Raw genomic sequence first — 15,810 nt, forward strand, 5'->3', positions numbered from 1 at the left:
CTCAGCGAGGATGTTGATCTGCATCAACGCGAGTGTTGTGGCCGATCGTGAGGTAAATGGAGGGTCAACCGCGCCGGGCCGCCGTTGACGGTTCCCGCTCATCTGCGCCGAGCTGCCGACAGGGATACCGGGCGGCGGGCGCGGCATCCGTGATCTCACGGGGATCGGGGTTCACACTGACAAACAGCAGGACAGCACATCGCGATCTCGCGGCGCAGGTTACGCCCGAGGCTTGCATGACGTCACCCTCTTCAAGTGAGAGGGCGCAGGGAAGGCCGGGAGCTCGCCGCCCCCATGGCCCCCGTGCGGAAAGAATGCACGGGGCAGGAACCACAGGTTCGGCTGAGACATCCCGGCCTTCCCTGCGCGACGGTGTTACGGCTTATACGCATTCTCCCCGGTGAACGGGCTGTCTTGCCACCGTCACTCGTGCGAGGCTGAAACCTCGTCGCGAGCTTGACGCCAGCGTCGCGGCGCCAGGACCATGCGATTTCGCCGTCCGCGCCGTGCCGTTCGTCCGCAGGCATAACACCCGCTGCGACACGTCGCGTCCATCGCATCCCGCACTCCACGTCTCGTGACGTTCGCGACACGCCCCTCTTCATGAGGCGGGATGCGCGGAAATGTGGAGCTGATTTGCCCGACGCTGCAAGAGGTTTATCTGTGGCAGAGTGGCACGACGGGCAATTCGCGCATGGCGGTCATGCTGTTTCGTGCGGAACGATCAACGGGTCGACGAGTGAGTCCGAGCAGTCTTGCAAGCTTCACTCAGCAGCTTCGGCAACCAATCCGGCGGTGAATTTATTATCGAATCGGACCGCTGCTTGAAGGCTTTTCGCCATTTCGCGCGCAATGGCCCAGGCCAGCAAGGGAGGGACGGCATTCCCGATTTGGCGATAAGCAGGATTCATAGTTCCACAAAAGCGAAATCCGTCGGGGAAGGATTGGAGACGGGCTGCTTCGCGCACACTAATCACACGTGCCTGTTTAGAGTCGTAATGGATATGGCTGTATGTGTCTTTGCCGAGATGAGCCATCAACGTGCGTGAGGGGAAATTGGGCAGCAGTTTCCACCATCGGTTCGGAAATGATCCAAGCGGGTAGGGAGGTACGATCAAATCGCGAAGCTTCTCTCGTTCCGTCTTCGATAGCTTGCGGCCCGCACGCTTCTCCTCACTTGTTACGCGCCGCTCCCAAATGGATACAGCAGTTGCGTGGGCTGCTGGATATTCAGCTCCATTTGGCATTTCCGAAAAGGTCTGAATATCGCGCGGAAGATAGCGTATCACGTGATCCCAAACACCAAGTTCTGCCTCAAATCCTGGCCAACGACGCATAAGCCTTGCGTAGCCGCGTACTTCACGGCCGTTCGAGGCGTATGGGATACATTGATCAAACCGCCGCGCCCCTCTACGAAGTTTACCTTCCATGTGCAGCGTTATCGGCGGCAGATCACCGAGGGCCTCCTTGCAAGTAACTGGGAAACGCAGTCGTGCCGATCCGCGATCAGATTCAACGAAATTACCGCCATCGAAGAGATCAATGTGTTTTAAGGCAACCGACCTTACGCCGTTATATCCTCGAGGCAGGCTCATATGGCGAATCGGTTTGGGAAATCTGATAGTCGCCTCAATTGAACGGTGGTATGCGAGAAGAAAGGCTCGCTCCCGCATTTGCGGGATACCGTAAAATGCTGCGTTTAGTAGGGTGTATCTTGCTTCGTAGCCGAGCTCCGCAAGAGCGTCAGCGATTTCAGCCATTACATTGTGGCCGCCAAAATTCAGAGCGTCGGGAACATTTTCGATGAGAAGCGCCAGAGGCGTCGTCGCTTTCACATAATGGAGGTAGCGAAGATAAAGGTTGGCGCGCGGATCAATCTTATAGGCCGCTGGATGCGCGGCAATCTCTCGAAGTTTGGCTCTCCCGATGCGCGTATACGCTTGGCAGGGCGGGCCACCGACCACGACGTCAAATGCCTTTTTGATGGGCCCGAGCCCAAGTTCGTGTGCCAGCTCATCTGGCTCGACCTCAAGGATATTTCGAGGCTTCGCATGATGTGCAGTTGTTTCTGGAGCACAAGTTTTGAAGAAGTTTGCCGCATGTGTTGCGGCGGCATGCGCGTCGAGTTCGATTGCCGCTGCTATTTCAAATCCAGCCCGCTCGAAACCCAGCGATATTCCGCCGCATCCGGAAAACAGATCAAGGACCCTTGGCCGAGCTCCGCCTGCGAGCCGGGTCAGCTTTTCTTTGATGAGCCCTTTGTCGTGAATTTGGGCGCCGCCCCCGCGCATTGGGTTTCCCATAGAGAAAAGAACTGATTCGCCTGTGAAGCAACTTAGCGTCAGCAACTTCACATTCCCACAAAACCATAACGTCCCATCCCATCGTTTTGAGGGTGTTCTGGTCGCGCTCATCGCGCGCCACGTTGGCCGCAAACTTCTTTTCCCAGAATGCTTTTCGAGATTTGGGGCTGTAGGCAAATGGACATTCGTTGTGCCGGTGCCAGAAGCAACCGTGCACAAGAATAATCTTGCGGCGCCCCTTCATAACTATGTCAGGGCGCGAAGGCAGGCCTTTTACATGAAGCCTGTAGCCGACCCCTAACTCACGCAACAGTCTGCGGACCTCCAATTCGGGCTTGGTATTGGAGCCCTTTATCGCTGCCATATTGGCGCTACGACGTTCTACGGTAATCCTGTCCATCCGGGTCCCTGGATTTTACGTTTGCGCACTAAATACGGAAAATGTAGATCGTATATCACGTAAAATTTGACATTCGTTGATTTACAGTGTACCTATGCGCGTAATGGAGTGTATCCCGGTGACGCATGGATCGTGAAGAGACAGTCGATGAGGATGAAGGGCGTTCAGGGGAGTCTCCCAGCCAGCGGTTCCGCCGTCTCGCGGAGAAGAGAGTTGTTCGCACTATCAAGGATATTCGGCTGATCTCAAACCTGAGCAACCGGAACAACTACGACTACGGCAAAGAGGAAATCGATAAGATTTTCCGCGTGCTGGATCGGGAGTTGAGGCTCGCTCGAAACAAGTTCGAGAGCAAGCAACGCAACAGCGACGACGTAGATTTTAAGCTCTAGTTTGTGCATCCGAGAGGTCTTAATGGCTGCAGAAAATTGCTGGAAGTTCTCAGAACGTGGCTTCAACGACGTTGAGCAGGAGGTCACGGAAGGAGACCAGTTCAACACGGAAACAGTGCCGGAAACAGAAGCTCTGGTCCGCGAGGCCACGCAAAACTCTCAGGATGCGAGGCGGGTCGGTTCAGAGGAACCCGTGCAACTCCGATTTGCGCGGGTCGACAGCCGAAGTGGGCTGAACGCAGAATACATGAGGGTCCTACTGGCAGACATGATGCCGCATCTTGAAGCAAGCCGCTTCAATATTCCGGACAATCTTCTGGCGGCCCCATCAGCCTTAATAATCGAAGACTTTGGAACGGAGGGGCTAACTGGAAAAACTGACGACGAGCAGGATGACGGTAATTTCCGTTCTTTCTGGTTTCGCCACGGGCGCTCATTTAAGCAAGGGAGCAAGAACGGGAGGTGGGGACTCGGCAAACTTGTCTATCCGATGATGTCGGCTAGCCGCTGTCTCTTTGGACTCACGAAACGTGAAGGCGAAGGCTCAGCGCTGTTGCTGGGTCAGGCTGTTCATCGTACCCACTTTATTGACGGTGTCCGCTATGCTCCCCACGGGCATTTTGGAGATTGGAGCGGCCAGCGTCTGCAGCCCATTCGTAACCCTCAGGACATCAGTGACTTCAAAAAAGCCTTTCAGCTCGCGCGCCAAAATGAGCCGGGGTTGTCAGTCGTTGTGCCCTTCCCGGTGGGTGACATAGATCGCGACCATCTGTTGCGTTTCGTTGTCAAGAATTATGCGTATCCTATCCTAACCGGTCGCCTTGTTATCGACGTGCTTGACCAGGAGGTGAATTCAGAAAGTGTTCGGCGTATTGCCAAAGACGTGTTGCCGGCGGGGCTCATCGGATTCATCGATGCTGCGCATAATTTCGATTCTAAGAATCTTGTTAAAGTGAGCAAACGCGAGCGCGGCTCAGAAGAACGTATCACTGAAAGCATGCTCGACGCCGAAATCTCCACGTTAAGAGATCAATATTCCAAGGGGGAAGTTGTCGGCTTTCAGGTTCCAATTTCACTGGGACGAAAGAAGGGGGAGGTGGCTGATTCCGCGTTCACTGTCTTCTTCCAGGCAGCATTGCAAGGGCAGGAACAAGCCGCTCTATATGTGAGAGGCGACATCACAGTGCCGGACGAAGCGGCCCAATTCAGTGCGCAGGGCTGCTTTGCGATGCTCGTTGCGCAGGATGACGCAATAAGCGAGTTTCTTGCAGATGCTGAGAACCCTGCTCACACCAAATGGGCGGCAACTGCAGCTCGAGTTAAGCAGAACTGGACATATCCTCGGCAAACGCTCGGTCAGATCAGGTACGCCCCGACTACTCTTCACCGGTTCCTTGCGACAGGTCAGGATCGTGTTCATAAATCAGCGCTGAAAAGCTTTTTCTGGGTCGAAGACCCTGCGCAACCGCCAGATAAGATTCGAGGAAAAGGTCAGAGGACGAAGCAACAAGAAGGGCCCGAACTCGCAAGACCGCCACGGTTTCCTGCGGAAAAGCGGAAACTCCTGTTGCAGAAGCGCAAAGGAGGATTTTCGGTCAAGCCCGGGCCGGGCTTTATCGATGCGACCTTGCCTGCCGTGGTCAAGGTCACGGTGTGCTACGACGTCGAGCATGGCAAGCCAAAATGGGACCGCCTCGATTTCGATTTTACTGACTCAGAGCTTAGGGTGAACTCTATTGGAGCAGAGCACGAAGCCAGCGATAACGTTGTTCTGTTGACCATTGAAGATCGCGAGTTTGAACTGTTGGTCGACGGTTTCGATCTGCGCCGCGATCTAATCGTCGACTACAATATCATCCGCACGAGGGAGGCCGTTGATGCGTAGCAGAATCAACAGTACTGGCCGCCAGAAGATCGACTCCGGCATGGCCGTCTTCGCTGTGACACCATTTGCCGATGGGACGGCAGAATTCCGCGCAGAGATTGATCTTTCAACTTTGAAGCTTCCGCCACAAGCTAACGTGGTCGTGGAAGCTTACCGGCAAAGCCTCCACGAGCGGTTTTCGTTTGGCACGGTTGCAGAAATTGTTCCTCAATCGTCGCTGGTATTGCGCGAGCTTGAACCATCGTCGGTAAAGTTCCGCATTAAGGTCGTTGAACCAGACACCGGCAGGGTTCTCGCGTGGGGAGACCGCCTAGGTGCTGACGACGACATCGAGGCCGGACGCCACGAACTGCTCAAGGTCGTAGAGCGCGATCTCAAACAGGAGCCTTGGAAAACCGAGATATACGACGACGATCATCAACCGGCGCTGGTAATCAACAATCAGATTCCGGGAGCGGTCAGCCGCTTTCGGACTGATCCTGAGTTTCAGGCCCTCATTCTGCCTGCTGCGCTCAGGCAAGTATTGATGATGCTTTGCCTTGAACGGCGGGGTGAAGATACCGATGACGAAGACGATGGTGATTGGACTACTGATTGGATCAGGTTTGCGCAGGAACTCACTGGGCACGAGAAGCCAGACTGGTCAGATACTGCGGAGGCGATGAAATGGATAGACGACGTCTGCGCCGCGTTTAGTGTTCGTCACGGTATTTTAAACCTTATTCAACCAGAGGATTGATCATGCCGGCTGTACGGCGACTAAATCGTGATGGTCGCGAGCGGTTTCGCGATTGGTTGCAGACGGGCGCTCCGAATCCTGCTCCCACGAATCTGCTAACCGATCCGAACACTTCGGAGGGCTTTGATCGTCCTGTCGCTATCGACGGTCGCAGCTTCGAATCGCGACTTGAGCTTGGAGAGTACCTGCTTGCAAAGCTGAATGGACTTCCCGCGGCAGCGATCCGCTTCGATGAAGGCCTTTGGGATTGGCTCTCGCTCTTCTACGTCAATGAGCTCCTTCCCCCTGACGCCTCCGGAAGGCGACAGGTAAAGCAAATATTCCGATACTCATGTGAGTTAAAGAATCGCCTTTGGAGCAGGCACATCGTGCGTATGAGCTGGATGGCCCTCAAGGACCATGGTCAAGCTGCGCGCGTCATGCTTGCCTTCCCAATTGACAAGCAGCCTGAGACGCTGGAGCAGATCGGGGGTCAGCAGGAAGCGTTTGGCGCGTGTCCCGTCGTTGGATTGGCGGATCAACTTTACTGGGATAGCGAGCGCAACACGCTCAAGCGAGGTGCTCAGGGCAAGAAGGACGGTACACCTCGGCGGCTCGTACGGTTCATACGGCAGCTTCGGCGCACCTATGATCCGCCAGAGATGACCGTGGACGAGCTGTTGAAGACTCTGCCACGTGAGTTTGAACGCTGGAAGTCGTCGTATTCAAAACGAGCCCAAGCTTCAAGCGATGCTCATTCTTCGCCAAATACGTTTTCCTGAGTCACGAGCGTCGAACGCCACGCTCGGATCCGAAGGAAGCTGGACTCGAAGTTCCCGTAGGGTTATTCGATCGTTCTTCCTAAAGTCACTCCGCCAGCACATCCCGAGATCATTGCCGGCCGCGCGTTGCGCCATCAGGTTGAACCGTAATCGCACTGCTTGTGCAGAACGCGTCTTCGCTTGCTCCGCGCGACAGACTCACCTTAGATCGGAGTCGTTCGAGGCGCAGACACTGGCGCGCTCGATGCCCTTCAACTCACGAATCGACGTCGGCTCGCAATGCTCAAGTCTGCCCAAGAGAAGTCTGTTCACAACAAGCCTGCTCAAGACAAATCCGGCAAAGACCTTCCGCTGACCGGCTATGCCGTCGTGGTCGATGGTCAGATCAAGACCGAGTTCAAGACAAAAGAGGGCGCGCACAACGGCGCGCATGACCTGAAGCGCCGGTTTCCGATGTTGCAGATCAGGGTGTACGACGCGGAGACGAAGCAGACCCACGACATCGAGTTGGCGCGGGCGTGAGTCGGCCTGCCGTGCGGGTCCTGGTGTCGTGAGGACGCAAGGCCGTTGCACCTTGTTGAGGTCATCGCAATCGTTATCGATGTTTGAGTGTATGGAAAGCAGCTCCTGATCTAGCCGAGGGTGCGGTGCCCGTTACTGCGCCCTCGCCCGTTGTGGGAGAGGGCGCTGTAACTGCAGCCGCGTCGTGGCTGGGGTGCACGCAGACGGCTGTCGCGGCCTGCGCGCAAGATGCGCCGTTGCGGTGTCGGGTGGTATGAGCCAATCTTCCTCATCTCCGACCATGCGAGCAGCCATCATGACAGAAACCGCCTGGAACAGACTTTCCGCCGCAGCGCTTCGCGCGCTCGCGGCGCGCGACGCGATCGTGTTGTTGCCGGTGGCCTCGACCGAGCAGCACGGCCCGCATCTGCCGACGGGCGTTGACGACTTCCTGTGCAGCGAGGTCTGCCGTCGCACCGCGCTGGAGCTGGCTCCAGACTATCCCATCGTGGTCGCGCCGACCGTCTGGTGCGGGCTCGCCGACCATCACGTTCCGTTCGGCGGCACCTTCACCCTCGGTCTCGCCACCTACCACGCCGTGCTTAGGGACCTGTGTCGCTCGATCCTGAATGCCGGCTTCCGCCGCATCGTGATCGTCAACGGCCATGGCGGCAACATTCAGGCGCTGGCCACTCTCACCGTCGAATTGACGCGCGAGCTCAATGCGCCGATCGCGACGACGACCTATTTCATGGAAGGGCGGGAGATGATGGCCGAGGTCCTCGAGGATCAGGAGGGCGTGATGCATGCCTGCGAAGCCGAGACCTCGATGATGATGGTGGTTCATCCCAGCCTCGTCGATGCGGCGAGGCTCGACGCGGCCTTTGGGCCGAGCTTCGACATCATGGGCTCGCTGGTGCCGTCGCTGAAAATGTTCAGATCGTTCGCCGACATCACGGCCTCCGGCGTCGCAGGCGACGCGCGCAAGGCATCTGCTGCAAAGGGCGAGAAGCTGCTCGCCGGCTGCGCGGCGGCGCTGGCGGCGCGACTGCGGGCGGGCGAGCCATGGTCGACTGCAACAACTCCGCCGCCAGCCGCAAGATGACAGCGACGCAGAGCATCATCCCGGGAAGCCCGCCGCAGGCAGGCGTTTCGGATGATGGGCGGCAAACGATACGTCCACCGGTTTAATCATGGACGCACCGTGCCGATCGGCAAGCTCAGCTGCGTTCCGCGGAAGCGGCGAGACTCGGAGCCCCGATCGCGTCGACGCAACCGGTGAGACTCCGGCTCGCGTTGCGCACCTCGTTTCGAAACGTCTTCGCCAGATTCGACAGCGGCCTTGCCTCGGACCACAGCACATAGGCCGACACCGTGGTGCAGGGCGTGAACGGCCGTACTACGAGATCATGCCCGCCCTGGCGCGGCGAGAATGGATCGACCACGGCGACACCGACGCCGGTCGAAGCCAGCACGCAGGCCGTGTTGCAGTAGCGCACTTCGACGGTCGGCAGGAAGTCCGCATCGGCTTGCCGGAAGCTCTCGCGCACGGCTTCGCCGAGGCGGGTGCCGCGTTCGAGGCCGATCAGCGGGAACCCGACGAGATCCCGCGCTGAGATCACGTCGCATTCGGCAAGCGGATGCCGGGCCGGCATCACGCACACCATCTCGCCGGTGTGCACGACCTCATGGGCGATCCCGGGATGGTCAGACAGTCCGAGCGCGAAACCGAGCTCGGCGACATTGCCGAGCACGCCCTCGATGATGCCCTCATAGCGCCTGACGTCGAAGAACATCCGCGTCTGCGGCCGGCGCCGCAGGAAGCCCGACAAGGTCGGCGGGATGATGCTGTAGGCGAGCGGCGGCGTGGCGACGATCGACAGATGACCCGTCTTCTGCTCGCGCAGGTCACGCACGCGGTTTTCCAGCCGGGCATGCAAGGTGAAGATCGCATCGCTTTCCTCATAGAGCGTCATTGCCTCCGGCGTCGGAAACAGTCGGTTGTTGACGCGCTCGAACAGGGTGAAGCCGGCCTGGGCCTCCATCGCCTTGAGCGCGTTGCTGATCGCGGGCTGCGACAGCGCCAGCTCTTCGGCGGCGGCGACGGTGGTGTGATGGCGAATGACGGCCCGCAGGATCTCCAGCTGGCGCAGGTTCATGGCATGGTCGTCCTATAAGCCCCGGTGATGGTCTTGGCCAAAATATCATAGCGCGCGGCCGTGTGGGCAGATTGCAAATCCCGCGCCGCCTTCGCCAAATGATCCCTTCTTCCAGTGCGCGCATCCAGGCGGCGTTCCGCCTGATCGTTCGGCATGGCGCACAGATCGGAGGCACTATTGAGCCGTATCTTCCGCGCCGCCGCCGCCCAGATGGGACCGACCCAGCGCGCCGACAGCCGGACGCACACGCTGTCCCGCATGATTGCGCTGCTGGATCAGGCCGCCAGCCAGGGCGCGAAGCTGGTGGTTTTCCCCGAGCTCGCCTTCACGACGTTCTTTCCGCGATGGATCCTCGAAGACGAGGCGCTCGACGACCATTTCGAGCGGTCGATGCCAAACCCGGCCGTCGCTGCGCTGTTCGACCGGGCGCGAGAGGTTCGTGTCGGCTTCTATGTCGGCTATGCCGAGCTGACGCCGGACGGACGCCGATTCAACAGCTCCATCCTGGTCGACCCTGACGGCGAGATCATCAGCAAATATCGCAAGGTGCATCTGCCGGGTTCGGTCGAGCCGCGGCCGGGCGCCAGGTATCAGCAGTTGGAGAAGCGCTATTTCGGCTACGGCGATCTCGGCTTTCCAGCGGTGCGCGCCGGCGGCGAATGGGGCGGCGCGATCATGGGGATGATGATCTGCAACGACCGGCGCTGGCCGGAATCGTGGCGCGTGCTCGGGCTGCAGGGCGTCGAGCTGGTCTGCGTCGGCTACAATTCCGCGGCCTACGATCCCAATGGCGGCACCACCGAGGATGCCTCGCTGCGCACCTTCCATTCGACGCTGGTGGCGCAAGCCAACGCCTACATGAACGCGACCTGGGCGATCGCGGTGGCGAAGGCCGGCGACGAGGATGGCAGCGGGCTGATCGGCGGCTCCTGCATCGTCGATCCCAATGGCTGCATCGTGGCGAAGGCGACGACGCTCGCCGATGAGGTCATCGTCGCCGACATCGACCTCGATCTGTGCCGCCAGGGCAAGGACAAGATGTTCAACTTCGCGGCGCATCGCCGGCCGGATCAGTACAAGGTCATCACCGAGCGCGCCGGCGTGGTCGAGCCGGTCGCGGTCGATTAGCCGTTCACATGGGGGAGTGTCGCAGGATGCGCCGTTCGTCGTTCGCAGGTTTCGTCATCCTCGCCTCGCTCGCTCCGGCGGGAGCCGCGGAGCTGCCCGCCGAGATCAAGCAGGCTGGCGTGCTCAAGCTCACGGTCAACTCGACCTACGCGCCGATGGAATATCACGACCCCGCCACCAACGAGGTGAAGGGGCTCGACATCGACCTGGCCAACGAGCTGGCGAAGCGGCTTGGCGTCAAGATCGTCTGGAGCGAGACGCCGTTCGCCGAGCTGATCCCATCGCTGCAGACCAGGCGCGCCGACTTCATCATCTCCGGCATCTCCGATCGCGCCTCGCGCCGCGAGACCGCCGACTTCGTCGACTATCTGGTCACAGGTCCGCAATTCGTCGTGCTGGCGGAGAGCGATGCCAAGGTCGCGACCGATCTGTGCGGCAGGAAGATCGGCACCACGCGCTCGACCAGCTTCCCGCAGGAGATCGAGAAATGGAGCAAGGCGGTCTGCGAGGCCGCCGGCAAGCCGGCGGCGCAATATGTGCCGGGGGAGAACTCGATCGATGTCCGCAACCAGCTGAAGCAGGGCCGCATCGAGGCCGCCGTGCAGGGCAGCGAAACCTTGCCCTATGCGCAGTCGCAGGAGGCCGGCAAGTATCGCATCGTCGGTGAGCCCATCACCTTCGGCTACCAGGGCATCATGTTCCGCAAGGATGATGCGGGGCTTCGCGAAGTCGTGACCGAGCAGATCAAGGCGATGATCGCCGACGGCAGCTACAAGGCCATTCTCGACAAATGGGGTCTCGGCGCCAATGCGGTGCGCGAGCCGATGCTCAACGCGGCGCCGCAATGAGCCGCGCCGACGTGCTGGCCGATGGCTTTCCCGACCTGTCGGCGCACAGGATCGCGCGCAAGGCGCATTGGGGCCGCTGGCTTACGGCTGCCGTCATCGTCGTGATCCTGCTGGCGATCGGCCGCGCCTTCGCCAGAGGCCAGATCGAATGGTCTTACGTCGAACGTTTCCTGACCGCGCCGGTGATCCTGCGCGGCATCGTCAATACCATGGTCATGGCTGTCGCGGCGATGGCGCTGGGCATCGCGCTCGGCGTGGTCGTCGCGATCATGCGGCTGTCGCCCAATCCGGTGCTGCGGTCGGTCGCCGCCGGCTACACCTGGCTGTTTCGCGGCACGCCGCTGATCCTGCAGCTGCTGCTGTGGTTCAACCTCGCGCTGGTGTTTCCGACCATCGGCATTCCCGGCCTGTGGAGCGCGCGCGCCGTCGACGTGATGACGCCGTTCCTGGCTGCGCTGCTCGGGCTCGGCATCAACCAGGGCGCCTACACCTCGGAGGTGATGCGGGCCGGGCTGCTGTCGGTCGACATCGGCCAATACGAGGCGGCGCAGGCGATCGGCATGGGACGGCTGCAGGCGCTGCGCCGGATCATCCTGCCCCAGGCGATGCGGGTGGTGATCCCGCCGCTCGGCAACGAGTTCATCGGCCTGGTCAAGGCGACCTCGCTCGCCAGCGTGATCCAGTATCCGGAGGTGCTGCACTCGGCCGAGAATATCTACTACGCCAATTCGCGCGTCATCGAGCTCCTGATCGTCGCCGGCCTCTGGTATCTGCTCGTGGTCTCGGTCCTGACGCCGCTGCAGATGCTGCTCGAACGCCGTTTTGCCCGCGGCATCGCGCGGGGACGCTGATGACGCCGCTCGTCGCCATCCGTCAGGTCAGCAAGCGCTTCGGCGAATTCCAGGCGCTCAAGCAAGTCTCGCTCGATGTGTTCGAGGGCGAGGTGGTCTGCATGATCGGGCAATCCGGCTCCGGCAAGACCACCTTGCTCCGTTGCGTCAACCAGCTGACCACGGCCGACAGCGGCGGCATCTGGCTCGACGGCGCGCTGCTCGGTTTCCGCGAGCAGGATGGCCGGCTGCATCGGCTGTCGGAGCGCGAGATCGCGCGGCAGCGCCTCGCCTGCGGCATGGTGTTCCAGCGCTTCAATTTGTTTCCGCACATGACGGCGCTGGAGAACGTCATCGAGGGGCCGGTGCAGGTGCAGAAGCGTGGACCGGCCGAAGCGAAGGACGAGGCCATGGCGCTGCTGCGGCGGGTGGGCCTCGCCGACAAGGCGGGCTCCTATCCATCGCAATTGTCGGGCGGCCAGCAGCAGCGCGTCGCCATTGCGCGCGCGCTCGCCATGAAGCCGCGGCTGGTGCTGTTCGATGAGCCGACCTCGGCGCTCGATCCCGAGCTGGTCGGCGAGGTGCTCAGCGTGATGAAGGAACTCGCGACATCGGGCATGACCATGCTGGTCGTCACGCATGAGCTCGGCTTCGCGCGCGAGGTCGCCGACCGGGTCGTCTACATGAACCAGGGCGTGATCGTGGAGAGTGGTCCGGCCGGCGAGGTGCTGCGTGCGCCGCGCGAGGCGAGGACCAAGGCATTTCTGGCAGCTGAAGTGGGGTGAGGTGATGAAATTGAAGTCGATCGTGTTGGCTGGGCTCATGAGCGTGGCCGTGGCGGGCGCGGCTCTCGCCGCCGAGCTGCCGGCCGAGATCAAGCAGAACGGCCTGCGCATCGCGGTGGTGCCGAACTATCCGCCGATGGAGTTCAAGGATCCGGCCACCGCGACCTTGACCGGTTTCGACGTCGAGCTCGGCGAGGCCTTGGCCAAGAAGCTCGGCGTCAAGGCGGTGTGGCAGGAGACCAGCTTCGACCAGTTGATGCCGGGCCTCGCCACGCAACGCTTCGACATCATCCTGACCGGCATGACCGACTACAAGAGCCGGCAGGACACCGCGACCTTCCTCGACTATCTGCGCAGCGGTCCGCGCTTCTTCGTCCAGGCGTCGCGCGCGGCCGAGCTCAAGGAGCCGGCCGCGCTGTGCGGCAAGAAGGTCGGCGCCAGCAGGCGCACGATGTTCCCCAAGGACATCGCCGCCTGGAGCGAGAAGAACTGCGGCGCGAGCCCGATTCAGTTCGTCGGCACGGAAGGCTCGGCCGATGCGCGGACGCAGCTCAAGCAGGGCCGCATTGACGCCGCCGTGCAGGGCAACGAGACCTTGCCCTACATCATGGATCTCGAGCCGAACACCTATGTGCCGGTCGGCACGCCGATCGCCTACCAATATACGGGGCTGGCGACGCCGGTGAAGGCGGAGGAGCTGCGCGAGGCCTTGCGCGCCGCGCTGGAGGGCCTGATCGCCGACGGCAGCTACAAGGCGCTGCTGGCCAAGTGGAAGCTCAGCGACAATGGAATCGAGAAGGTGCTGATCAATGCCGGACAGTAAGGCGCTCGCAGGCATTCCGCTCATTCCCGCCAACACCGCGCCGCCGGCGCCGGACTATCCATGGCCTGAGCCGTATCGCGCGGCCATGTTCCTGTCGTTCGACATCGACGCCGAGAGCGCCTGGACCTCGAAGGATCCGGCGCATGCCGCGCGTCTGGTGACGATGAGCTTTGGCGGCTATGAGGCGCGCGTCGGCACCCCGAAGCTGCTCGAGCTGCTCGCCGAGCTCGATCTCAAGGCGACGTTCTTCATCACGGGCTGGTCGGTCGACGCGCACCCGGCGATGGCCGAAGCCGTGCTGAAGGCCGGCCACGAGATCGGCCATCACGGCTATCACCATCTGTTGCCCGATCCCGGTGATCCCTTCATCATCGAGGAGATCGAGCGCGGCTTCGAGGCGATCCAGCGCCGGCTCGGCGTCCGTCCGATCGGCTACCGCGCGCCGTTCGGCGAGTTCTGCGAGGAGCTTCTGACAGCGCTGGTGCGCCAGGGCATCGTCTATACCTCGTCCTTCCGCGATGACGTCAGGCCGTATCGCCATCGCCTCGCGGACGGCAAGCCGGGCACGATCGAGATCCCGGTGACTGCGAGCTATGACGACTGGATGCACGGCCTGTCGGCGCGGTTCTCGCCGCGCTCGATCTTTCCGAAAGAGCATGTGCTGTCGATGTGGAAGGACGAGCTGGACGAAGTCCGCGACTGGGGCGCGATGGTGACGACCGTGCTGCATCCGCAGGTCTCGGGGCGGCCGATGCGTTTCCGCCTGTTGCGCGAGTTCCTGACCTACGCGAAGTCGTGCCGGGACGTGTGGATCACCACCGGCGCCGAGATCGCGGCGAACTATCAGCGTCATGAGGCGGCGGAAGCGAAGGACGCATGAGCACGACCGCGATCTTCGGCAGCTACGTGCTGACGCGCAAGGACGGCGTCCAGGATGTGCTGCGCGATCACTGGGTGCTGGTCGAGGGCAGGCGCATCGCGGCCGTGACGCGCGATCGGCCGGCGGCGGACGAGGTGTTCGATCGTCCGGGCCGCTTCGTGCTGCCGGGCCTGTTGAACCTGCACAACCACATCTTCAGCGAGGCGATCGCACGCACGCTCACCGAGGACGGCAACGGTCGGCGCAACAACAAGAGCATCGTCTACACGGTGCTGCTGCCGCTGTCCAAGCGCGGGGCCGAGATCCTTTCGGTGGAGGAGCGGCTGGCGATCGGCCGCATGGGGGTGCTGCAGCTCCTGAAGGGCGGCGCCACCACGGTCATGGAGCCGTTCCGCAACACGATTCCGGAGCTGTTCGATGCGGCTCTCGAGATGGGCCTGCGCTTCTACGGCGCGCCCTATCTGTTCTCGACATCAGATGCCAAGGCGGATGCCTCCGGCGTCGTGACTTACGCGGGCAATGACGGCGAAGCCGACATGGCGATCTGGAATGGGCTGTATCAGCGCTGGCACGGCCAGGACGACGGCCGCATTCGTCTCGCGATGAGCCCGCACGCGACCGATACCTGCGGACCGGATCTGTTGCGCGCGGCTGCGAGCCGGGCGCGCGAGCTCGGCGTTCCCATCACCACGCACATGGCGCAGAGCGCAGGCGAGGTCGCGACCATCGCGCAGCGCTACGACGGCCGCACCCCGGCCGAGTATCTCGATTGGCTCGGCCTGCTTGGTCCAGATCTGCTGGCCGCGCATTGCCACGCCTCGACCGATGCGGACCTTGCGCTGATGGCGGCGCGTGGTGCCGGCGTGCTGAACTGCCCGCGCGTCTTCGCACGCGCCGGCGTCACCGCCGCCTTCGGCCGCTTCGCCGCGCATGGCGTACGCACGGCGGTCGGCACCGACGGCTACAACATGGACCTGCTCGGCGAGCTCAACGCGGCGTCGATGATCTCGAAGATCGCGCTGGGAAGCGCCGAGACCGCGAGCGCGCCGGAACTGATCGACGCGGTCACGGCGATCGCCGCCGCGATGATCAAGCGGCCTGATCTGGGCGTACTAGCACAGGGTGCGACCGCCGATCTCACCGTCGTCGACATGACCCATCCGCATCTCCAGCCGCTGCACGATCCCCGCCGCGGCCTGATCGCCCTCGCCAACCGCGCCAACATCGACCAGGTGATGGTCGACGGCCGGCTGCTGATCCACGACGGTCGCTATCTCCACGGCAACGAGGCGACCATCATGGCCGCAGGTGCTGCTGCGATCGAGAGGATCTGGGCGCTGCCGGAGGCGCAGGCCGCGTTCGCCGGCTGACCGCTG

The 15,810-nt window shown here is 61.6% G+C and carries 16 protein-coding genes; 13 read left to right on the forward strand and 3 right to left on the reverse strand.

Annotated features, from left to right (window positions below; all coding sequences use genetic code 11):
- Positions 1–764 precede the first annotated feature (764 nt).
- The gene (locus tag QX051_RS10340) at positions 765–2,303 is read right to left on the reverse strand and encodes a DNA cytosine methyltransferase (protein ID WP_315776027.1); all 1,539 of its coding nucleotides are present in this window, start codon (positions 2,301–2,303) and stop codon (positions 765–767) included.
- The gene (locus QX051_RS10345) at positions 2,200–2,703 is read right to left on the reverse strand and encodes a very short patch repair endonuclease (protein ID WP_315776028.1); all 504 of its coding nucleotides are present in this window, start codon (positions 2,701–2,703) and stop codon (positions 2,200–2,202) included. The genes QX051_RS10340 and QX051_RS10345 overlap by 104 nt, the downstream gene beginning before the upstream one ends.
- 125 nt (positions 2,704–2,828) lie before the next feature.
- Here QX051_RS10345 and QX051_RS10350 point away from each other — a divergent pair, with 125 nt between their 5' ends.
- From QX051_RS10350 to QX051_RS10375, 6 genes are all read left to right on the forward strand, one after another.
- On the forward strand, positions 2,829–3,095 hold the full coding sequence (locus QX051_RS10350) for a hypothetical protein (RefSeq protein WP_315776029.1): 267 nt from the start codon (positions 2,829–2,831) through the stop codon (positions 3,093–3,095).
- Between the two features lie 22 nt (positions 3,096–3,117).
- On the forward strand, positions 3,118–4,980 hold the full coding sequence (locus tag QX051_RS10355; RefSeq protein ID WP_315776030.1) for a hypothetical protein: 1,863 nt from the start codon (positions 3,118–3,120) through the stop codon (positions 4,978–4,980).
- Positions 4,973–5,719, forward strand: a complete 747-nt coding sequence (locus QX051_RS10360) for a hypothetical protein (protein WP_315776031.1) — start codon at positions 4,973–4,975, stop codon at positions 5,717–5,719. The genes QX051_RS10355 and QX051_RS10360 overlap by 8 nt, the downstream gene beginning before the upstream one ends.
- A gap of 2 nt (positions 5,720–5,721) precedes the next feature.
- Positions 5,722–6,480, forward strand: coding sequence for a hypothetical protein (locus tag QX051_RS10365; RefSeq protein WP_315776032.1), 759 nt, complete (start codon positions 5,722–5,724; stop codon positions 6,478–6,480).
- A 279-nt stretch (positions 6,481–6,759) separates the two neighbouring features.
- The gene (locus QX051_RS10370; protein ID WP_315738505.1) at positions 6,760–7,002 is read left to right on the forward strand and encodes a hypothetical protein; all 243 of its coding nucleotides are present in this window, start codon (positions 6,760–6,762) and stop codon (positions 7,000–7,002) included.
- 295 nt (positions 7,003–7,297) lie between these two features.
- Entirely contained in the window at positions 7,298–8,086 is a 789-nt protein-coding gene (locus QX051_RS10375; protein WP_315776033.1) for a creatininase family protein, read from the forward strand.
- 115 nt (positions 8,087–8,201) lie between these two features.
- Here the strand turns inward: QX051_RS10375 and QX051_RS10380 are convergent, their stop codons facing one another.
- Positions 8,202–9,140 carry a LysR family transcriptional regulator gene (locus QX051_RS10380; RefSeq protein ID WP_315776034.1) on the reverse strand — a complete coding sequence of 313 codons (939 nt, stop codon included), beginning with the start codon at positions 9,138–9,140 and terminating at the stop codon, positions 8,202–8,204.
- A 153-nt stretch (positions 9,141–9,293) separates the two neighbouring features.
- Here QX051_RS10380 and QX051_RS10385 point away from each other — a divergent pair, with 153 nt between their 5' ends.
- From QX051_RS10385 to QX051_RS10415, 7 genes are read left to right on the forward strand one after another with little or no spacing between them, the layout of a single operon-like run.
- Positions 9,294–10,268 carry an N-carbamoyl-D-amino-acid hydrolase gene (locus QX051_RS10385; protein ID WP_315776035.1) on the forward strand — a complete coding sequence of 325 codons (975 nt, stop codon included), beginning with the start codon at positions 9,294–9,296 and terminating at the stop codon, positions 10,266–10,268.
- Between the two features lie 26 nt (positions 10,269–10,294).
- A complete protein-coding gene (locus QX051_RS10390) occupies positions 10,295–11,116 on the forward strand; it encodes an ABC transporter substrate-binding protein (protein WP_315776036.1) in 822 nt (273 codons plus the stop codon).
- A complete protein-coding gene (locus QX051_RS10395) occupies positions 11,113–11,967 on the forward strand; it encodes an amino acid ABC transporter permease (RefSeq protein ID WP_315776037.1) in 855 nt (284 codons plus the stop codon). The genes QX051_RS10390 and QX051_RS10395 overlap by 4 nt, the downstream gene beginning before the upstream one ends.
- Complete coding sequence (locus tag QX051_RS10400) at positions 11,964–12,731, forward strand: amino acid ABC transporter ATP-binding protein (protein WP_315776253.1); 768 nt, start codon at positions 11,964–11,966, stop codon at positions 12,729–12,731. Before QX051_RS10395 ends, QX051_RS10400 begins: the two co-directional genes overlap by 4 nt.
- A 4-nt stretch (positions 12,732–12,735) precedes the next feature.
- Positions 12,736–13,554 carry an ABC transporter substrate-binding protein gene (locus QX051_RS10405; RefSeq protein WP_315776038.1) on the forward strand — a complete coding sequence of 273 codons (819 nt, stop codon included), beginning with the start codon at positions 12,736–12,738 and terminating at the stop codon, positions 13,552–13,554.
- Entirely contained in the window at positions 13,541–14,434 is an 894-nt protein-coding gene (locus QX051_RS10410; RefSeq protein WP_315776039.1) for a polysaccharide deacetylase, read from the forward strand. The genes QX051_RS10405 and QX051_RS10410 overlap by 14 nt, the downstream gene beginning before the upstream one ends.
- Entirely contained in the window at positions 14,431–15,804 is a 1,374-nt protein-coding gene (locus QX051_RS10415) for an amidohydrolase family protein (protein ID WP_315776040.1), read from the forward strand. The genes QX051_RS10410 and QX051_RS10415 overlap by 4 nt, the downstream gene beginning before the upstream one ends.
- The last annotated feature ends 6 nt before the right edge of the window (positions 15,805–15,810 follow it).

Source organism: Bradyrhizobium sp. SZCCHNR1053, assembly GCF_032381235.1.
Classification (GTDB): domain Bacteria; phylum Pseudomonadota; class Alphaproteobacteria; order Rhizobiales; family Xanthobacteraceae; genus Bradyrhizobium.